This window comes from Halobacillus sp. ACCC02827 (genome assembly GCF_030291935.1).
Lineage (GTDB): Bacteria > Bacillota > Bacilli > Bacillales > Halobacillaceae > Halobacillus.
Window position 1 is genome coordinate 2,165,182 of sequence record NZ_CP128168.1, and the last position, 18,867, is coordinate 2,184,048.

22 protein-coding genes are annotated in these 18,867 nt (G+C 46.3%); 2 read left to right on the forward strand and 20 right to left on the reverse strand.

Going from position 1 to position 18,867, the window contains the following annotated elements; genetic code table 11:
- Window positions 1–20: 20 nt before the first annotated feature.
- The 15 genes from QRD89_RS11495 to QRD89_RS11565 all read right to left on the reverse strand — a co-directional run bounded on the left by QRD89_RS11495 (window position 21) and on the right by QRD89_RS11565 (window position 10,306).
- The gene (locus tag QRD89_RS11495; protein WP_008637072.1) at window positions 21–422 is read right to left on the reverse strand and encodes an Asp23/Gls24 family envelope stress response protein; all 402 of its coding nucleotides are present in this window, start codon (window positions 420–422) and stop codon (window positions 21–23) included.
- Window positions 423–436: 14 nt separating this feature from the next.
- Window positions 437–1,795: an acetyl-CoA carboxylase biotin carboxylase subunit gene (gene accC, locus QRD89_RS11500; protein WP_008637070.1), complete on the reverse strand. Its 1,359-nt coding sequence runs from the start codon at window positions 1,793–1,795 to the stop codon at window positions 437–439.
- A 16-nt stretch (window positions 1,796–1,811) separates the two neighbouring features.
- The gene (accB, locus tag QRD89_RS11505; protein WP_026577221.1) at window positions 1,812–2,309 is read right to left on the reverse strand and encodes an acetyl-CoA carboxylase biotin carboxyl carrier protein; all 498 of its coding nucleotides are present in this window, start codon (window positions 2,307–2,309) and stop codon (window positions 1,812–1,814) included.
- Between the two features lie 143 nt (window positions 2,310–2,452).
- Window positions 2,453–2,998, reverse strand: coding sequence for a SpoIIIAH-like family protein (locus QRD89_RS11510; RefSeq protein ID WP_235601470.1), 546 nt, complete (start codon window positions 2,996–2,998; stop codon window positions 2,453–2,455).
- 15 nt (window positions 2,999–3,013) lie between these two features.
- A complete protein-coding gene (gene spoIIIAG, locus QRD89_RS11515) occupies window positions 3,014–3,643 on the reverse strand; it encodes a stage III sporulation protein AG (protein WP_008637064.1) in 630 nt (209 codons plus the stop codon).
- Complete coding sequence (gene spoIIIAF / locus QRD89_RS11520; protein ID WP_008637063.1) at window positions 3,636–4,238, reverse strand: stage III sporulation protein AF; 603 nt, start codon at window positions 4,236–4,238, stop codon at window positions 3,636–3,638. The genes spoIIIAG and spoIIIAF overlap by 8 nt, the downstream gene beginning before the upstream one ends.
- Before the next feature lie 13 nt (window positions 4,239–4,251).
- On the reverse strand, window positions 4,252–5,430 hold the full coding sequence (gene spoIIIAE / locus QRD89_RS11525) for a stage III sporulation protein AE (RefSeq protein WP_062513746.1): 1,179 nt from the start codon (window positions 5,428–5,430) through the stop codon (window positions 4,252–4,254).
- 14 nt (window positions 5,431–5,444) lie between these two features.
- On the reverse strand, window positions 5,445–5,837 hold the full coding sequence (gene spoIIIAD / locus QRD89_RS11530; protein ID WP_008637061.1) for a stage III sporulation protein AD: 393 nt from the start codon (window positions 5,835–5,837) through the stop codon (window positions 5,445–5,447).
- A gap of 3 nt (window positions 5,838–5,840) precedes the next feature.
- Window positions 5,841–6,047, reverse strand: a complete 207-nt coding sequence (gene spoIIIAC / locus QRD89_RS11535) for a stage III sporulation protein AC (RefSeq protein ID WP_008637060.1) — start codon at window positions 6,045–6,047, stop codon at window positions 5,841–5,843.
- 17 nt (window positions 6,048–6,064) lie between these two features.
- Window positions 6,065–6,574, reverse strand: a complete 510-nt coding sequence (spoIIIAB, locus tag QRD89_RS11540) for a stage III sporulation protein SpoIIIAB (RefSeq protein WP_026577219.1) — start codon at window positions 6,572–6,574, stop codon at window positions 6,065–6,067.
- Complete coding sequence (spoIIIAA, locus tag QRD89_RS11545) at window positions 6,519–7,496, reverse strand: stage III sporulation protein AA (protein ID WP_008637058.1); 978 nt, start codon at window positions 7,494–7,496, stop codon at window positions 6,519–6,521. The genes spoIIIAB and spoIIIAA overlap by 56 nt, the downstream gene beginning before the upstream one ends.
- 156 nt (window positions 7,497–7,652) lie before the next feature.
- Window positions 7,653–8,210: an elongation factor P gene (gene efp, locus QRD89_RS11550; RefSeq protein ID WP_008637056.1), complete on the reverse strand. Its 558-nt coding sequence runs from the start codon at window positions 8,208–8,210 to the stop codon at window positions 7,653–7,655.
- Window positions 8,211–8,228: 18 nt separating this feature from the next.
- A complete protein-coding gene (locus tag QRD89_RS11555) occupies window positions 8,229–9,290 on the reverse strand; it encodes a M24 family metallopeptidase (protein WP_008637053.1) in 1,062 nt (353 codons plus the stop codon).
- Window positions 9,291–9,292: 2 nt separating this feature from the next.
- The gene (gene aroQ / locus QRD89_RS11560; RefSeq protein ID WP_008637050.1) at window positions 9,293–9,748 is read right to left on the reverse strand and encodes a type II 3-dehydroquinate dehydratase; all 456 of its coding nucleotides are present in this window, start codon (window positions 9,746–9,748) and stop codon (window positions 9,293–9,295) included.
- A 42-nt stretch (window positions 9,749–9,790) separates the two neighbouring features.
- Window positions 9,791–10,306, reverse strand: coding sequence for a YqhR family membrane protein (locus tag QRD89_RS11565; RefSeq protein WP_008637049.1), 516 nt, complete (start codon window positions 10,304–10,306; stop codon window positions 9,791–9,793).
- A gap of 313 nt (window positions 10,307–10,619) precedes the next feature.
- On the opposite strand from QRD89_RS11565, the gene QRD89_RS11570 reads away from it, so the two are divergent.
- Window positions 10,620–11,021 (forward strand): SA1362 family protein, encoded by a 402-nt coding sequence (locus tag QRD89_RS11570; protein WP_062513750.1) that lies wholly within the window; start codon window positions 10,620–10,622, stop codon window positions 11,019–11,021.
- A 27-nt stretch (window positions 11,022–11,048) separates the two neighbouring features.
- Here QRD89_RS11570 and QRD89_RS11575 read toward each other — a convergent pair whose 3' ends face one another.
- From QRD89_RS11575 to QRD89_RS11585, 3 genes are all read right to left on the reverse strand, one after another.
- The gene (locus tag QRD89_RS11575; protein ID WP_008637046.1) at window positions 11,049–11,936 is read right to left on the reverse strand and encodes a patatin-like phospholipase family protein; all 888 of its coding nucleotides are present in this window, start codon (window positions 11,934–11,936) and stop codon (window positions 11,049–11,051) included.
- Between the two features lie 120 nt (window positions 11,937–12,056).
- Window positions 12,057–12,488 (reverse strand): transcriptional regulator MntR, encoded by a 432-nt coding sequence (mntR, locus tag QRD89_RS11580; RefSeq protein WP_008637045.1) that lies wholly within the window; start codon window positions 12,486–12,488, stop codon window positions 12,057–12,059.
- Between the two features lie 170 nt (window positions 12,489–12,658).
- Window positions 12,659–15,232: a vitamin B12-dependent ribonucleotide reductase gene (locus QRD89_RS11585; protein ID WP_062513754.1), complete on the reverse strand. Its 2,574-nt coding sequence runs from the start codon at window positions 15,230–15,232 to the stop codon at window positions 12,659–12,661.
- Window positions 15,233–15,586: 354 nt separating this feature from the next.
- On the opposite strand from QRD89_RS11585, the gene QRD89_RS11590 reads away from it, so the two are divergent.
- Entirely contained in the window at window positions 15,587–15,967 is a 381-nt protein-coding gene (locus QRD89_RS11590) for a rhodanese-like domain-containing protein (RefSeq protein WP_008637042.1), read from the forward strand.
- An 81-nt stretch (window positions 15,968–16,048) separates the two neighbouring features.
- Here QRD89_RS11590 and gcvPB read toward each other — a convergent pair whose 3' ends face one another.
- The gene (gene gcvPB, locus QRD89_RS11595) at window positions 16,049–17,512 is read right to left on the reverse strand and encodes an aminomethyl-transferring glycine dehydrogenase subunit GcvPB (protein ID WP_286095297.1); all 1,464 of its coding nucleotides are present in this window, start codon (window positions 17,510–17,512) and stop codon (window positions 16,049–16,051) included.
- Window positions 17,505–18,854, reverse strand: coding sequence for an aminomethyl-transferring glycine dehydrogenase subunit GcvPA (gene gcvPA / locus QRD89_RS11600; protein WP_026577217.1), 1,350 nt, complete (start codon window positions 18,852–18,854; stop codon window positions 17,505–17,507). The genes gcvPB and gcvPA overlap by 8 nt, the downstream gene beginning before the upstream one ends.
- Between the last annotated feature and the right edge of the window lie 13 nt (window positions 18,855–18,867).

The window sequence follows — 18,867 nt, forward strand, 5'->3', positions numbered from 1 at the left end:
CCTTTCTGATTTTTAACTCATTAAATTTCTTCCATATCTGTATCTTCTTCTTTTGTCTCCATCTGGACGCCTACAATATGAACATTGATTTCGCTGATATCCAATGCCGTCATATTCTTCAACGCCTGACGGGTGTTATCCTGAATCTTTTGAGCGGTATCAGGTATAGATATTCCATAGTCCATGACGACATAGGTGTCGATTAAGATACCTTCTTCCGTCAATTCGACTTTCACACCTTTTCCGTGATTCTTCTTGCCGAGGCGCTCTGCTACTCCGGAGGCAAAGTTCCCGCGCATAGAAGCGACACCAGCGACTTCTGAAACAGCAATTCCGGCAATGACTTCGATCACTTCCGGTGCAATCTCGACGTTACCGAGAGTCGAGCCGTCTGTGACATTTAACAATTGCTTTTCACTCACTACGATCACTCCCCTTAAGATTCATCCTTCATTATAGTATATTTCTCCAGGAACTTTGTATTAAAGTCTCCGCCTACAAAAACTTCGTGTTCCATCAAGCGCTGATGGAAAGGAATAGTTGTATGAACGCCTTCAATGACGAACTCATCGAGGGCACGCTTCATGCGACGAACCGCTTCATCACGATCTTTTCCGTATGCGATCAGCTTAGCGACCATGGAATCATAATAAGGAGGAATGCTGTAACCCGGGTAGGCAGCTGAATCGACACGCACACCAAGACCGCCTGGCGGAAGGTACATCTCGATCTTACCTGCAGAAGGCATAAAATTCTTCGCTGGGTTTTCGGCATTAATACGGCATTCAATTGCCCATCCGTCAAAAGTAATATCTTCTTGTTTAAAGCTTAGTTTCTCATTATTAGCAATCAAGAGCATTTCTTTAATCAAGTCGACGCCCGTCACCATTTCTGTAACCGGGTGTTCTACTTGAATCCTTGTGTTCATTTCCATGAAATAGAAAGAGTCCGCTGCCTGATCAAAGATAAATTCTACCGTGCCCGCTCCAGAGTAGTCGACAGCCAATGCGGCTTTAACAGCTGCATCTCCCATCTTTGCACGCATTTCTTCAGAGATTGCCGGAGAAGGCGTTTCTTCTACAAGCTTCTGAAGACGGCGCTGGATGGAACAATCACGCTCCCCTAAATGGACGGCGTTTCCATGATTGTCCGCCAACACCTGGATTTCCACGTGACGGAAATCTTCAATGAATTTCTCAATATACACACCAGGATTACCGAAAGCCGTTTCCGCTTCCTGCTGCGTCATACGGATTCCTGTTTTCAGTTCTTCTTCATCACGGGCTACGCGGATACCTTTACCACCGCCGCCGGCAGTCGCTTTGATGATAACCGGATACCCGATTTCTTCTGCGACCTTCAGACCGGCTTCCACATTTTCAATGATTCCTGCAGATCCTGGAACAACCGGTACACCTGCTTCTTTCATTGTTTCTCTCGCTACATCTTTCGTACCCATCTTCTGGATAGCATAGGCGGACGGTCCGACGAAGGTGATATTGCACTCTTCGCACATTTCCGCGAATTCGGCGTTTTCCGCAAGGAAGCCGTACCCCGGATGAATGGCATCCGTACCTGTCGATGTCGCGACACTCAAAATATTTGTATAACTCAAGTAGCTGTCTTTACTGAGTTTAGGACCAACACAGTAGGCTTCATCCGCCAACTGCACGTGCAGAGCTTCTTTATCGGCCTCCGAATAAACGGCAACCGTTTCTATACCCATTTCTTTGCAGGCACGGATGATCCGAACTGCGATTTCTCCTCGGTTTGCAATCAGAACTTTTTTAATCAAACGTCTCATCCCCCGATTACTTAGACTTTACACGGAATAGCGGTTGTCCGTATTCTACGAGTTCACCGTCTTTGACGAGAATTTCGACAATCTCTCCAGAGACTTCCGCTTCGATTTCGTTAAACAGTTTCATCGCTTCGACGATACATACGACGGAATCTTCTTTCACTTCATCGCCGACCTTCACATAAGCTCCCTGATCCGGTGACGGTGATTGATAGAACGTCCCCACCATTGGTGAAGTCACTTCTGCATCATAGTCCGCTTTTGGAGCCGCCGCCTCTTGTTGGGCAGCCTCAGGTTTGCTTTCCTGCTGTGGTGCAGCCTGAACAGCTTCCGGCTGTGCTTCTGGAACTGCTTGGACCGGCTGTGAAGTTTGAACCGGTGCAGAAACGACTTGTCCCTGCTGTTTCTTCATTGTTACTTTCGTTCCGTTCGTTTCATACTCGAACTCATCGATATTAGATTGATCAATTAGTTTAATGATTTCACGGATTTCTTGTACCTTTAACATATGTGGCACCCCTTTATGTAGTTAACTTTTTATAACTGGTACTAATAACTCCTCTTAACATTCTATTATAAAGTACCACATCCCTGCAACTTGCCTTCTGTTATACGTGAAAAAACCCGCTCCTAAAGGAACGGGTTTCGCTCTTATTTACTGGATGGCTGGAATTGAACCTGGACTTTCTTCTCTCCAAATTCATCGGATACCATCTTATTGATCTGATTGGCTTCTGTCTTGGTTAATTCATCCGCCTGAACCGTCACATGGACGACTTCATCTTCGGCCCGGACGAGAACATCATCATATTCCGCGCTGGCAAGAATGGTATTTTCAATGATGGATTCCTTAGACTGGTTCGACTTGATGGTTTCCATTTTCTCCAAGGCATCATTCTTCTCCTGAGTGGTGAAATCACTGGAAGCAACAATCTCGGACAGCTGTTCTTGCAGCTGATCGCGTTCGTTCTGCATATCCAGACGAATAGCAGAAAACAATTCATCTGTAGACATCTGGGAAATAGAGGCACCGTCACCACTCGTCTCTACGTCTTCTGCATTCTCCCCTGTCATCTCTGCCCATTCATCTTCCTGAATAAATGCCATTTCACCATTATCCGGGGAGGTCATGTAGTAGACGCTCAGGACAATCAACAAGCTCAACATCGTTAACAACCATACTGTTTGTTTTTTCACCAAGGGAATCCCTCCTTATTTTTTAGGCAGCACCGAAATACGGTGGGTAGGAACATCCAATACTTTAGAGACCGCCTCCACAACCCAGGCTTTCACTTTCATTTGATCCACCCCTTCAGCGGTCACAAATACGCCGCTTACTTCCGGTTTGGATGTCTGGGTGAGCAGCGGTACTTCCCGGTCTCCTTGCCTCACGAGCACTAGCTGCTGTTCACGAGAATAATCCTCAATTTCCCTTTCGCCTCCGTTCTTATCGTTTTCTTTCGTCGTCTGCTTCCCGATGATCAAGTTTTTGTCATACACTTTTTTATGAGTGGAGGATAAATTGATCATAATATCAACATTGCTCACCCCTTGAATATTTTCGAGCAGCGGAAGGAGCTGCTTCTCATATTCCGTCTCCAGTTGTGTGATGGAATCGGTCATTTCTGCCCCTTCCGCAGCCGCCTGACCGGTACCTGCCTGCTGGGCTGTACTCTGCTCCAGATCGCCGGGCGACGGCTGGTCCGAAGACTGAAACCAGTTGCTCGTCAGGATGATCAACACCCCGATAATTCCGAGAGCGATCAAATATTTGGGTTTATGGAGCTTTCTCCCTTCTTTACTAGACAAAGGTTGCAACAGCTTCTTCCACCATTTATCCATTCTCTTCCTCCCAGCGGATATCAATTTGTTCTTTGTCCAAGTCTAATTGTTCGGCCACCCATTGTTGAATTTCTTCATCGTTTCCCCGAGCTTCCGTTTGCTTTTCCTCTTTGATTGAAATGTCCACCTCTTCCACCGCTTCTCTTTCCTTTTCACTGGAGAGAGTTAAGGTCAACTTGTCCAACGTCTCCATGCCGTAGGGCTCCTGATAAAAGCTCATTTCCACATCAGCGAGAGTCATTTGATAGTTTTCCTCCAACGGTTGTTCCAGCTCGGCAGATAAAGCTTGGGTAACTTGTTCTAATTTATATGCATCTTGTCCCTCGAGTATTTCCTTTTTCTTCGATTCTATTTCTTCATCAAGCATCTCTCCATCCACTTGTTCGTCAAGCGCTGCATTCGTCTCCCTCATCAACACTTCAGGATCGACGTTCAATAACCGGAAAAGAGGCCCGAGGAAGATCAGCAGCAGAAGGATGGACATGACGAGCCTGGCATACTTCTTCATGACCCCGGAAGGCAAGAGTGCATCTGCTACAATCGCCAGAATAAGAAACAGCACAATTCTCGTAATCCATTCTACGAAAGCTTCCAAACTTAAAGCCCCCTTACCTGATCATCATCGTTATATTACTCGCTGCAACCATAATGACAATTACAAGAAAGAACATCATTGAAACCATCAGCAATGCTGCAAATATATAAAAAATGTGCCGGCTTACAACAGCCATCGCCTCAATAACGGGACCATCTCCAAGCGGTTGCAGAAGTGCGGCAGCAATTTTGTAAATAATAGCAATGGCGAGTACCTTCAAGGCCGGGAAAATGGCAATTCCAAGCAGAATAACCACTCCGGCAATTCCTAACGTATTCTTCAGCACAAGGGATGCGCCTAAGATCGTGTCCGTAGCATCTGTAAACAGACGGCCGATTACCGGGACGAAATTACCGGTAACGAACCTTGCCGTCTTCATGGTAATTCCGTCCTGCACAGCGGTAACCGTCCCCTGTACAGAAATGACACCTAGAAAGATAGTTAAAAACACGCCCATGACAGCAAGCCCCGTTTTCCTAAGCAGTTCTGCAAGCTGATCGACCTTGTAATCATCATTCAACGTACCTACAATAAGCAGGAGGGCAGAGGATGCAAACAAAGGGATCAACAAATATTTCACAAGCAGCCCGCTCGACTGCACAAGTGCAATAATGATCGGATGAAAGAAAGATATAGACATAAGGTTCGTGAATGAAGCCATGATCCCGAGCAACAGAGGCAGTAGACCAATCATGAAACTGCTCATCCGTTCGATTGTATCCAGCGTATAAGTAATCACCTGCCGAAAGCTCTCCAAAGCCAGCGTGATAAGCACCAGATATATGACCATGTAAGCAATTCTGCTGACAACAGAGTTCTCGAAGGCCGACTGAATGGACCGAAGCAGGGTACTGAATAACGTAAGGAATAACAACGTTGCCAAGAGCTTCCCATTGACCATCAATTCCTGAAAAAAGAACTTCAAAATACCGGAATACCATTTCGACGCTTCGATTGTGCTCTCTTTGTCAATGAAATCCCTGAAATTCTCCCCGTTGAAAGCCGGGAGATACTCCCCATACTGCCGTTGAACATCCAGCCAGTTCTGTTCGAGCTCGTCCACCGATAAGTGATCAAGCATATCCGACCCATCATCCGTTTCTACCGAGGATGGAGAGGGGGATGCAGAGGAAACAACAGGGAAGCTCCCCCAACATAGACAAAGGAAAATCACGGCAATTATCTGTTTCATTGCACCCCTCCTCTTCATGCCCCTGGAATGAATCCGATAATCGTCTCAATAACGGCCGTGATGATCGGGATGGCCAGCATTAGAATGAACAACTTTCCAGCCAGTTCTACTTTGGATGCCAGGGCGTTTAATCCTGCGTCGCGAATCAACTGGGCACCGAATTCCGCAATATAGGCGATGCCGATTATTTTCAGGATGGTTTTGAAATAAACCGGCTCTACCTGCGCCTGGTTGGCCATATAGGATAACAGAGAGAATATGTGCTGTATTTGATCAAGGATCGTCAGAAAAATAATGAGGACCGTAAATAATAACAGCAGGAAAGCAATCGTCGATTTGTGTTCCTGAAGCAGGATGATCAAGAGTGCCGCGACCAGTCCTAAAGCAACGACTTGAATAATATCCATGACCTACCCTTGATATAGAAATACCGATTTGATTTGCTGAAAAAGATCGGCCAAACGATGGAGAACGATAAATAATACGATAATGAAACCGGTCAGCGTGACAGCTTGGGCGATTTCCTCTTTCCCCATCTGTTTTAAAATACTGTGAATCATTGCTACGATTATCCCGACACCGGCTATTTGAAAAAGGATCGTTGCATCCTGAAGCACAATGTTTCGTCCTCCTTTTACATAATTAAGATTATGACTAACAGACCACTCAAAACTCCCATCCCTCTTGCCATCTTCTGATACTGCTCCACCCCTTCCATTGCCTCATGAAGCTCTCTGTCTAGATGATGAAGGGTCAGCTGAATCTGTTTCTGCTGCTGCTCCAAGTCATGCTGTCCAAGTGTCCTTCCAAACTGATGAAGAATTTCCAGTTCCGTCTTACCAAGTGCATTCTGTGACCAGTGCCTTTGAAGATGTCCTGACCACCATGAAGGAAAATCATCGCAGTCATCTATATTCTCCACCATTTCTTGAAAGAACCGAGCGATCGGGTCCGGCAGCTGTTTCGATAAGTTCTCACATACTTCCCACAAAGACGAATGTCCGAAGACCATTTCTGCTTCTATCATCTGAAGAGCACTCTTCCACTGTCTGATTTGGCCGGGCCGCTTACGAAAACGAGAGGCGATGTCAAACCCTGTCCACGTGGTGACAGTCAGAATAATGACGGCTCCGATCCACTGCACGATCATCCCATCCTTTCCATCCCGCCAGCTTTTTGCCGGATTCATCCAGAATCACTACGCCTCCATTTCTTTCCGGAGACATTCGTTCCAACACAACATACCGTTCAAAGACTTGTTCCTCGACCAAGCTTCGTGCCGAAGGGCGTTTCCTCACGCCATCCAACGTCCGGCCATGTATACTGCAAATGACTTGTACACCGGTGTAAGAAGCTTCCCTGACGGCATCCGCATCCTCCAGACCGCCGATTTCATCGACGATGAGGACGTCGGGCGACATGGAACGGATCATCATCATCATTCCGGCTGCTTTCGGACAGCCGTCCATGACGTCCGTTCTGACTCCTACCTCCAACTGGGGGACGCCTCTTAAACTTGCAGCAATTTCAGAACGCTCGTCCACGACTGCCACCTTGCACCCCCGGTATCCCGTATGATCCGAACCAATCCATTTGCTTAAGGCCCGGAGCAGGGTCGTTTTTCCTGAATGGGGAGGGCCGATAATCATCGTGCTTTTCCACCTTCCATCTGCATATAAAAACGGGAGGAGAGAAGAGACCTGTCCAGCCACTTCTCTAGCGACTCGGATGTTCATGAAAGTGATATGCTTTAATGTATCGATCCGGTGTCCGGAAGTGTTCACCTTCCCTGCCAGACCGACTCTATGTCCACCTTCAATCGTCAAGAACCCTTCTTTCAGTTCATCTTGGAGCCGATAGAGAGAAAATTGGCTGATCTGGTTGAGCACAAAGGCAAGGTGTTCCGCTGTAACGATAATTCCTTTCACACTGGTATGGCTTGCTCCATCTAACACTTCTAATGGATGATTGACCCTCAAGCGAATTTCCTGCACCTTCCCCCAGGAAACATCATTCATCAGAAATCGTTGGAAAGAAGGAGGAAACAATCGGACAATCTCTTTCATTCCTCTCCCTCCTTTAATTGGTTTACTTCATATGTATGCCTATACTTCCGGGTTATGACAGGTGAGAGAAGAAAAAATAGAGGTTTAATAGAGGATTCTGATAGAGCTTAAGGAACAAAAAAAACCCTTCCCGCATGGGAAGGGCTGCAGCATGCATTAAGCACGCGAAACGTATTTACCTTCAGTTGTGCTGATAAGCAGTACATCTCCTTCATTGATGAAGAAAGGTACTTGTACGGACAATCCGGTTTCCAGCGTAGCCGGCTTCGTACCGCCGCTTGCTGTGTCCCCTTTGATACCAGGTTCCGTTTCAGTTACCGTCAGTTCAACGTTCTTCGGAAGCTCTACTCCGATCACTTCACTCTGGTAGGACTGAATTTGGACTTCCATGTTTTCTTTCAAATAGTTTAGTTCTGTTTCAATCGTTGCACCAGGAATCTCTACTTGCTCATATGTTTCCATATCCATAAACGCATGCATGTTCCCATTTGCATAGAGATACTGCATTTTTCGGTTTTCAATATGAGCACGCTCTACTTTTTCTCCACCACGGAACGTTTTCTCCGTAATGTTGCCGTTACGAAGGTTACGGAGTTTTGAGCGGACGAATGCGGCACCTTTTCCAGGCTTGACGTGCTGGAACTCCATAACCTGCCAGATATTACCGTCCACTTCGATTGTTAATCCTGTTCGAAAATCGTTTACTGAAATCATGATGATTCCTCCTTTAAATTACAACGTGATCAATTCTTTGGTTGTGGTGTTCAGGCGTTCATTACCGGTCGCAGTGACGATCAGATCATCTTCAATCCGACATCCACCTACCTCAGGAATATAAATACCAGGTTCCACCGTAACGACCATGCCCTCTTCGAGAATCTGATCCGAACGGAAGGAAAGCCCCGGCCCTTCATGGACATCAAGACCTATTCCATGACCTGTCGAGTGTCCGAAGTAATCGCCGTATCCTTTTTCCTTAATATAATCACGACACAATGCGTCTGCCTGTCTACCGGTTATGCCTGCTTTTATTCCTTTCATACCTCTAAGCTGCGCCTCTAAAACTGTATCATAAATGTCTCTTAGCTTATCGCTGATTTCACCGACAGCGACTGTCCGTGTCATATCTGAGCTGTAACCTTTGTATACAGCCCCGAAATCAAGAGTGACCAGCTCCCCGGATTGAATCGTCTTCTCAGAAGCCGCTCCGTGCGGTAATGCGGAACGGTAGCCGGATGCGACGATGATATCGAAGCTTGAGGAAGCTGCTCCCTGTTTACGCATGAAGAACTCGAGTTCATTTGATACATCTATTTCTTTGACACCAGGCTTTATGTAATTGAGGATATGTTCAAAGGCATCATCCGCAATCTTGACGGCATCCTTTAATATACTAATCTCCTCATCCGTCTTTATCAAGCGTAATTTTTCAATCAACCCGGAAGTCGGAACTAGTTCCGCGCTTAATGCTTGTTTATACTGCTCATATTGACTATATGTAACATAATCTTTTTCAAAGGCGATTTTATGAAGGTTTAACTGCTGGGATAGTTCCGCAACCGCCTCGTGGAGCGGTTTCTTATGTTCAACGATACGAAAATCAGGCGCTTCGTTCCCTGCCTGTTCCGTATATCGGAAGTCCGTGACAAGAACGGACTCTTGTGCTGTAATCAGTAGCGCTCCTGACGACCCCGTAAACCCAGACAAGTATCGTCTGTTCATTTCACTCATGACAAGAATCCCGTCTAATTCCCGGGAGGCAACAGCCTTCCTTAGACTTGACAACTTACTCATAATTAATTTCTCCCTTCCTTTTCTATCTTGTCAATAATCCCCATTACGGCAAGGCGATATCCATCGATACCGAATCCGACGATTTGACCCGCACAAACAGGAGCCAGCATGGATGTGTGCCGAAACGTCTCACGGCTGTGTACATTGGATATATGAATTTCAATCACAGGAGGGGTAATAGCACTGATCGCATCCCTCAGGGCAATACTTGTGTGTGTATAAGCAGCCGGATTAATGATGATCCCCGCAGCCTTTTCCTCAGCAAGCTGTATGCGATCAACCAACTCTCCCTCGTGATTCGACTGAAAGTCCTCTACTTCATACCCGGCTTCCCATGCCGTGTCCTTCACTAATTGAACGACATCCTCCAGCGTGTCGTGCCCGTAAGTATCGGGCTCTCTCTTGCCGAGCATGTTCAAGTTCGGACCGTTGATCAAGAAGATTCGTTTATTCCCCATTCCTAGACCCCCACTAAACGATTCAATTACAGTTCCAGTTTATCACACTCTCCCCTGCTTTGAATAAGATTTCGAAGTCTCGCTCGACTCTCTATACTCATAAGAAATGGAATACCCTATGAATACGCCGTATAAAATAAATAAACAGCCCGTCGTCACCCACGTATCGCTGTCCATCTCCAAAAAGGTTGGCACCGCCGGAAAGACCGGTGTCAGAACGAGGAATACTACGGCCCAGATTATCCCTCCGTACAACATCCCCGGCCAAAGTCCATTTTTGTTTTTAAGTAAAAAATAATAGACCAGCGCGGTTAGAATGGATAGGATGCCTGTAAGCAGGATGGCAAGTACTTCCGAGAGCCATGTCCCCGTCCAGTCCGTTTGAAAAAAAGACCGAAAGAAGAAGGAAGCGGCGGACACTTCGGCGAAATGGAAGTAATAAGCAATTGTTCCCAATCCACTCCACAATATTCCCGCTACAAAACCTGTAATCAACGCTTTTCCTAACACACTCTGCTGTGGTTCTTGCTGTCTTTGATCTTTCTGTTTATCTGCCATTTCTCATACCTCCTATACTCATTTTAACCAACCGCTATTATTTCATGCCTGAGCACGGGCAAATGCTGGAGATTAAGGGAGGAATGTTATAAAATAAAGGTACGACCCTCCATTGGAAAACCCTGAATGTACAGATGAATAAGGCAGACAATATTTGCATAAAACGATGAAATAAGGAAACAATTTGAATAACACATATAAGCACACAAGAAAGCATTTTCCATGATAAAGATGTCCCTGTTTAGGGTATAGACAATCAACGGGTGTTTCAGAAGATGACCCATGACCCTTATATTAGAAAGGAGGAACATATATGCGTAAGTGGATGACTCCTGTCATGTACACGCTCATCGGCCTTGCTGTCTTCTTCGTTGCTGTCCAGCTGTTCACCAACACATCCAGCTTTCTGAACTCCATCCTGATGATGGTCGGTTTCGCCGTATTGATCTATGGTGCTATTTATTTCCTTTTCCTCCGCAACCGAGGATTTGGAGGCGGCGGGAACCGTAATGAGATGAAGAAATATAAACAAGCGGTTAAACAATCCAAACAAAAGTATAAACAGCCTGCTCCTGTAGTTAAGAAGAAAACAGTAGTCAAAGCACAAAGCAAGCCTTCCCCTTTAGGTAAGCGCGGAAGAAAAAGAAGCAGCGGTCCACAGCTTCGCGTTATAGAAGGAAATAAGAGCAAAGACAAAAATCGAGCCACTTTTTAATGGCTCGATTTTTTCATGTATTCTTATTCATCTGCTCCAACGCTTAAGAAACTTCCGCGCATGGACATGCCCGAGTTCAATTAGAGCTTCCTTCTCCGCGTCCGATAAATGGAAATCAGTGGTTTCCACATCATTTACCGGAATGAAAATAACGTCTTTGCTCATCGTTTTGGAAATGTAGCGTGCATCATGTGCCTGCTGCATCGTCTTAAAAAGGGCGTGGAACATTTGTATCGCATTGCTGATTTGCTGCTCCGGCAGTTTATCCGGTTCGTCACTCAGCTTCATTCCGATGATAGGCCTCGTACGGCATCCGTCGGCTTTTTCCCATATCCATAATGGAAAGTTGCTCAAAACCCCTCCGTCAATAATAAAAGACTTCCCCCGTTTGCCATGAATCTTGACAGGAATGAAAAAATAAGGGAGGCCTGAACTCATCCGAACGGCTTTCGCTACAGAAAAGGTGGCAGGATCAATCCCATAGACTTTCTTTAGATCATCGGGCAGAACTACGATCCTTCCAAGGGTCAAATCGGAACAGATGACCTTCAGGGAACCTTCAGGGAGGTCTGCGAACGTCCGTATTCCTTTCTCCTCCAGCCATTCAGACAGTAGCGCTTCCAGCTTGTTCCCCTTATATAACCCCATCCGGAAATAGAGGAGCAGCCACTTCAAGAAGGGGAAGAGCCGGTCTGTAATCGACACATCTACCAATTGTTCAAAAGAGAGTTTCTCCACTCGTTGCCTTATTTCTGTCGAAGTGAATCCAGCTGCTGTCAGCGATGCCAGAATCGCTCCGGCGGAGGTACCGGCCAGACGACGGAATTTGTACCCTTGTTCCTCGAGCTCTTCCAAGGCCCCGATAAACGCCAGAGCCTTTATGCCGCCTCCCGAAAATACTCCATCCACTTTCATACTGCCTCACCCCACTTTAGTTCATTATAAACGCGACAAATGGAATTTAGAACAACCGGGACCTAATCCCTATGTAATAAAAAAAGACGCATGGAATCTTTCCAAGCGTCTCTTGATGTCTTATTCTTCATTTTGTTCTTCATTCTTCTTCTGCACTTCACGGAGGGCCTTCATACGTTCAGGGTTTTCATCAAAGTACTGCACCAAATCTCCAATCCTGTCGATTGAATTCCAGCTCATATGGTGCTCAATCCCTTCCACATCCTCGTAAATGTTCTCATGATCGACCCCTATGATTTCAAGAAACTGCTCCAGTAATTCATGTCTGTACACCAGTCTCTTTCCTACTTTTTTCCCTTTAGCCGTCAGAATCAAACCCCGGTATTTTTCGTAATTCAAGTAGTGATCGCGGTCCAGTTTCTGCACCATTTTGGTGACGGATGACGGGTGAACCTGGAGATTCTCTGCGATATCCGACACGCGGGCATATCCTTTTTCTTCTATTAATATATATATTTGTTCAATATAGTCTTCCATGCTTGGTGTTGGCATGATGAACCCCCAATTACCATTGTATGTACAAATGGGCACGACCCTACCGATAATGGTCTGGTGATCTGTTTCCCAATATAAAATGATACACTAGTTTAACCTGAGTGACAAGGAATGCTGCACCCAGAAAAAAGGAAGCATCGGACAGCCTGTCCGATGCTTCTTCCATTTTACAGTCCGCACTTCAATTGCGCATTACAGTTCGTGCACGTATTGCATCCGCCGATGTCTTCTACCGTTCCTTGACGGCAGACCGGGCAGGTGTCACCGACTTCCGATCCAATCGTCACATTTGTTTTGTCGAGCTCCTGAATCGTATCCATGAGAACGACACGCGGCGTCTTCTCCTCTTCTTCAAAGAGTTCTGTCTGTTCGCCGTCGAAATCATTCTCTTCTGCTTTCAACGTGAGCACCTGGCTGTCACGGCTTCCATCCACATACACCGTACCGCCTTTCGCTCCCCCGCGGTATAGGCGTTGATAGACGCTCTCTACCTGTTCGACCGTGTATCCTTTCGGTGCGTTTACCGTCTTGGAAATACTGCTGTCGACCCAGCGTTGGATAATGCACTGCGTATCTGCATGTGCTTCGGGGCTGAGAGTCATTGCGGTTACGAACCATTCTGGAAGCTCGTTTGGATCCTGTTCCGGGTGTTCATCCAAATATTCCTGAAGAATATCTGCTTTCACTTCAATAAACTTACCTAGACGTCCGCTTCGGTAGTAAGAGAAGGAGAAATAAGGTTCCAGACCAGTACTAACGCCCACCATTGTGCCTGTACTACCTGTCGGAGCAACAGTCAACAAATGGGAGTTGCGGATACCGTAAGTCAATACATCTTTACGGATATCCTCAGGCATGTCTTTCATATAACCTGTGTTGATAAAACGCTCACGAAGCTCCTTTGTTTCTTCTTCTGTCTCTCCGATCAGAAACGGGAAACTTCCTTTCTCTTTCGCGAGTTCAATCGATGCACGATAAGCCGTGGTCGCAATGGTTTCAAAGATTTCATCGACAAGTTTATTTCCTTCTTCGGAACCGTAGACGGATTCACAGTAAATAAGGAGATCGTGGAGCCCCATTACCCCTAATCCAATACGACGTTCACCAAGAGCCTGCTTCTTATTCTCTTCCAGGAAGTATGGCGTTGCGTCAATAACGTTATCCTGCATACGCACACCACGCTCGACCGTTTGTTTCAGCTTAGCGAAATCGACCTGCTTGTTAGCCTTATCGGCGACACTGGCCAAGTTTACGGCAGCAAGGTTACAAACGCTGAACGGCGCTAACGGCTGCTCTCCACAAGGGTTTGTCGCAACGACTTTTTGACCATAAGCGGTCGCATTAGTTTTCTCATTGGCATTGTCGATGAAGAAGATACCCGGCTCTGCTGAGTACGTAGCACAAATATTAATCAAGTTCCAAAGTTCTTTCGCCTTGACTGTACGGTACGTACGGACTCCAAAACCACGTTCCTCCCATTCACGGACGTCGCCGCTGTTGTGCCATTCTTCGTTATACACACGCATTTCCTCTTCTGTGTAATTCTCCACGTCCGGGAATCGCAGTTCGTAGGCAGCGTCCTGATCGACAGCTTCCATAAATTCTTTTGTGACACAGACGGAGATATTGGCTCCCGTCAAAAACTCGGAATTATGAACGGTATAAGTGCCGCCGATTTGAAGCTTTTCTTCTGCTTCGCGGATGCTTTGGTCCGTAAAGCCCCCTTGTCCTTGGATATGCTTGTAATTCACGACGCTCTGATAGAGATCTTTCTCCGTCTCCGTAAGTGGGGTGAATTTAAGCTTGTCCTTGGCAAGCTGCTTAATTTGTTCATCTTCTGTATTTTCGATCAGGTAACGCAGGATTCGTGGATTCTGCATTTTAGAAATGATGAATTCAAGAATATCCGGATGCCAGTCTGAAAGCATAATCATCTGCGCACCGCGTCTCGATCCACCTTGTTCAACCAAGTGCGTTAATTTCGCAATGTCATCAAGCCAGGAAACGGATCCGGATGATTTACCGTTCACTCCACGGGCCAGCGTATTGCGTGGGCGCAGTGTGGAACCATTCGTACCGACACCGCCTCCTCGTGACATAATTTCCATCACCTGTTTTCTGTGATCGGATATGCCTTCCCTGGAATCCTGGATATAAGGCATCACGTAACAGTTGAAATACGTAACATCCGTTTGGGAACCGGCACCATAAAGCACACGGCCGGCAGGGATGAAATTCATATCAGAAAGTTCTTCGTAGAATTTCTCGAAACTTTCCTGTTTCTTAAGCGGATCTGTTTCCACTTCGGACAGGCCTGTCGCATTCCGAAGAGCGATCTGTTCGTAATATACCTCTAACGGTTTATCAATCGTGTCAAGGTTTCTGCGGATCAATCCTGACTCCTGCTCTTCCGGTCTGTCAAGGACGCTTAGGAATTCATCTTCGACACGGACAACAGCTTCGTGCTTCTCCCAATCAATCTCATGAATGAAGCCAAAGCCTCGAGCCGGGAACTTAGGATCGTCTTTGACCGTGAGAACAACAAAGTCTCCCTCCGACAATGTAAGTTTCTCTGTATCTTTGAATGCATAGCGGTCCAACATGACAAGCCGGGACACGCCTTTGTGTGTAATAGACATGTTTTCTGTAATTTCATGTACTTGCGGAAACTGACGGATATCTGCGTTCAGTCTTTCCACATTAATCTTTGTATGGACATCGGTGGAGGTTGACGTCTGCATCTTGCATCTCTCCCTTACTAAATAAAAAATCGATATAAGTAACATACCACATTTTCAAAAATATAATCAATATCTTGTGCCCTTTTTCAGAATATATTCAATATCTTGTGTTTTGAACAAAAAGGTAGAAATTTGTCAATCTAATAATATTACGAGCGAAGCCGATTTGAAAAGCAATCCGAAGCAAAAACAGCCGATTATCCTTCTTTTCCATTTATTCATCTGTTGCATTCCCACTTCCATCGGAAAACCATGATGGCGCATGTTTTTGCTTAAACACGGAAAAATATTTTTGAAATGCAAACGATTCCCTCCTATAATAGATAGAGAAAGAGAGAAAAGGGGGAGGCACATATGGATTTATGGATTTTAATCGGTGCACTGGTCTTGATCATTGCTTTTGGATTATATAGATACTTCAAAGCTAGAAAAATCATGACGACACTGACGGAAGAACAGTTCCGCGAAGGATACAGAAAAGCCCAGCTCATCGACGTCCGGGAACCGAAAGAATACGAAGGCGGACATATACTGGGCGCGAGAAATATTCCACTATCGCAGCTGCGCAATCGTCTTGTTGAAATCCGCAAAGATAAGCCGGTGTACCTGTACTGCCAAAGCGGTGCCAGGTCTGCACGTGCAGCTATGCTGCTGCATAAAAACGGCTACAAAGATTTGAACATGCTGCAGAGCGGATTCAAAAAATGGTCCGGAAAGATCAAAACGAAGAAGTAATATCCTGCCGGGAGATTACTCATTATCCCAATCATGATAGAAAAAAGCAAACCGGAGTCCTTGAAGGGACTCCGGTTATTTTCATTCGCCTTTCCGGTATCTCAACACCGGTTTCCTTGCCGCCTGTGTTTCATCCATGCGGCTCACGATTGTCGTATGAGGAGCTTCCTGAACAATTTCAGGATTCTCTTCTGCTTCTTTGGCTATTTGAATCATCACATCGATAAAGCCGTCCAGCGTTTCCTTGGATTCGGTTTCCGTCGGTTCGATCATCATTGCTTCCTCGACGTTAATCGGGAAATAGATGGTCGGTGGATGGTACCCAAAATCAAGCAGGCGTTTTGCTATGTCCAACGTCCGTACTCCGAGCTTCTTCTGACGTCTGCCAGATAAAATAAATTCATGCTTACAATGACGGTCAAATGGAAGGTCATAATACTCCTGAAGGCGGCGCATCATGTAGTTGGCATTGATGACAGCATACTCACTTACCTTCTTCAAGCCTTCCGCCCCCATTGTACGTATATACGTGTAGGCACGAACGTTGATGCCGAAATTACCGTAATACGGCTTCACCCGGCCGATAGAATCCGGTCGATCATAATCAAAGATGTACTGACCGCCCTGTTTCACCAGAATCGGCTTAGGCAGGTACGCCGCCAGTTCTGCAGTTACCCCTACAGGCCCGGAACCAGGTCCTCCCCCGCCGTGTGGACCTGTAAACGTCTTATGCAGATTCAAGTGGACGACGTCAAATCCCATATCCCCGGGGCGGGCATAACCTAAAACAGCATTCAGATTGGCACCGTCATAATAAAGCTTTCCGCCTGCTTCATGAACGATCGCTGCCATTTCTTCAATATCCTCTTCAAACAGACCAAGCGTGTTCGGGTTTGTCAGCATTAAGGCGGCCGTCTCTTCATCGACCACACGTTTTAAATCTTCCAGATCGACGAGCCCGCGATCATCGGATTTAACGGTTACAGCTTCAAATCCTGCGACTGTTGCGGAGGCTGGGTTCGTTCCATGCGCAGAATCCGGAACGATAACTTTCGTACGGTTGTAATCCCCATTCGCTTCATGGTAGGCACGAATCATCATTAATCCCGTCCACTCTCCATGCGCACCCGCTGCCGGTTGTAGAGTGACGGTATCCATCCCGGTTATAGCAGCAAGCGATTCTTGAAGGTCGTACATTAAATGCAGGGCACCTTGTACCGTCTCCTCCGGCTGATACGGGTGGATGTGGCTGAAGCCAGGAAAGCGGGCAACATCTTCATTCATTTTAGGATTATACTTCATCGTACAGGAGCCGAGTGGATAAAAACCGGAGTCGACCCCGTGATTCCGTTTAGAAAGTCCCGTATAATGCCTTATAATTTGAAGTTCACTTACTTCCGGGAGATCCGGTTCCTGTTTCCGAACATATTTCTCGCCGATCATACCTTCCACGTCCACTTCCGGTACATCCAACTCCGGAAGACTGAATCCGGTACGGCTTTCTTGACTCAATTCAAAAATTAACGGAAAGTCCTGATTAGCCACGAATATCCCCCATTTCCTTAACAAATTGATCAATTTCTTCTTTTGTCCTGATTTCTGTAACAGCAAGCAGCATGTGTTCAGACAATCCTTCTGACATCCGACCGAGATCGTACCCTCCGATGAAACCTTTCGCAAGGAGTTTTTTGTTTACTTCCGCAATATTACGGCCGACGTTTACAACGACCTCATTAAAGAAAGCGTCCTTGTATGGAAGTTCAAAACCCGCTGCCTCCAACTGGTTTTTCATATAGGCAGCTTTCTGTATATTCATCCGCGCCATCTTCTTCAAGCCCTGCTTGCCCAGGGAGCTCATCGCTACAGATGCTGCCAGAGCGTTTAGTGCCTGATTCGAACAGATGTTGGAAGTAGCTTTGTCCCTCCGGATATGCTGCTCCCGAGCCTGAAGCGTGAGCACAAAGCCACGTCTGCCATCTTCATCTACCGTCTGGCCGACCAGTCTGCCAGGTACTTTGCGCATCAGTTTCTTCGTCGTGGCGAAGTATCCGCAGTGTGGGCCCCCAAACTGAGCAGGGATACCAAATACCTGCGCATCACCAACAACGATATCTGCTCCAAATTCACCAGGAGGTGTCAGATAACCCAGCGCAAGAGGATTGCTGGAAGCAATAAGCATCGCTTTTTTCTCCTGATCCACAATAGAGCGGATCTCGGCTAAGGGTTCGATTTGACCGAAGAAGTTCGGATATTGAACGACGACACTTGCTACATTCTCATCTAATTCTCTCTCCAGCTGTTCCAAATCTGTCTTTCCTTCTTTGTGATCGATTTCAATGACTTCAAGGCCGGGACCTTTCACATAAGATCGAATAACGTCAAGGGATTCCGGATGGATCGCTTTCGATACGAGCACTTTCTTTTTCTTCGTCTGGCCGGCTGATAAGTTTACGGCTTCTGCAAGTGCCGTTCCGCCGTCATACATAGAAGAGTTCGCTACATCCATCCCCGTCAATTCACTGATCATTGTTTGAAACTCAAAAATTGCCTGGAGTTCACCTTGAGAAATCTCCGGCTGGTACGGTGTATAGGCCGTATAAAATTCAGAACGGGAAATAACATGATCGACGATCGACGGGATATAGTGATCGTAGACTCCCGCACCCAAGAAGGAAACATGGGATTTCAAATGAACGTTTTGTTCTGCGAGATTGGACAGCTCTTTCGTCAATTGGAACTCATTCTTCGGATCCTTTATATCGAGGTCTCCTTTGAAACGTACACTTTCCGGTATATCGGAAAACAGCTCATCGGAGTGCTCCACTCCGATTGCTGCAAGCATTTCTTTCTTATCCTTCTCCGTCATGGGCAGGTAACGAAATTCCATACGTAGTTCCCCC

Coding starts and splice junctions, on each gene's coding strand:
- QRD89_RS11585 (WP_062513754.1), bottom strand. CDS start 15,232: ATGCAGACGTCAACCTCCACCGATGTCCATACAAAGATTAATGTGGAA.
- QRD89_RS11575 (WP_008637046.1), bottom strand. CDS start 11,936: ATGAAAGTGGATGGAGTATTTTCGGGAGGCGGCATAAAGGCTCTGGCG.
- QRD89_RS11565 (WP_008637049.1), bottom strand. CDS start 10,306: ATGGCAGATAAACAGAAAGATCAAAGACAGCAAGAACCACAGCAGAGT.
- QRD89_RS11590 (WP_008637042.1), top strand. CDS start 15,587: ATGGATTTATGGATTTTAATCGGTGCACTGGTCTTGATCATTGCTTTT.
- QRD89_RS11570 (WP_062513750.1), top strand. CDS start 10,620: ATGCGTAAGTGGATGACTCCTGTCATGTACACGCTCATCGGCCTTGCT.
- accB (WP_026577221.1), bottom strand. CDS start 2,309: ATGTTAAAGGTACAAGAAATCCGTGAAATCATTAAACTAATTGATCAA.
- gcvPA (WP_026577217.1), bottom strand. CDS start 18,854: ATGGAATTTCGTTACCTGCCCATGACGGAGAAGGATAAGAAAGAAATG.
- efp (WP_008637056.1), bottom strand. CDS start 8,210: ATGATTTCAGTAAACGATTTTCGAACAGGATTAACAATCGAAGTGGAC.
- spoIIIAD (WP_008637061.1), bottom strand. CDS start 5,837: ATGGATATTATTCAAGTCGTTGCTTTAGGACTGGTCGCGGCACTCTTG.
- spoIIIAA (WP_008637058.1), bottom strand. CDS start 7,496: ATGAAAGAGATTGTCCGATTGTTTCCTCCTTCTTTCCAACGATTTCTG.
- spoIIIAG (WP_008637064.1), bottom strand. CDS start 3,643: ATGGATAAATGGTGGAAGAAGCTGTTGCAACCTTTGTCTAGTAAAGAA.
- mntR (WP_008637045.1), bottom strand. CDS start 12,488: ATGCCAACACCAAGCATGGAAGACTATATTGAACAAATATATATATTA.
- spoIIIAE (WP_062513746.1), bottom strand. CDS start 5,430: ATGAAACAGATAATTGCCGTGATTTTCCTTTGTCTATGTTGGGGGAGC.
- QRD89_RS11555 (WP_008637053.1), bottom strand. CDS start 9,290: ATGAGTAAGTTGTCAAGTCTAAGGAAGGCTGTTGCCTCCCGGGAATTA.
- aroQ (WP_008637050.1), bottom strand. CDS start 9,748: ATGGGGAATAAACGAATCTTCTTGATCAACGGTCCGAACTTGAACATG.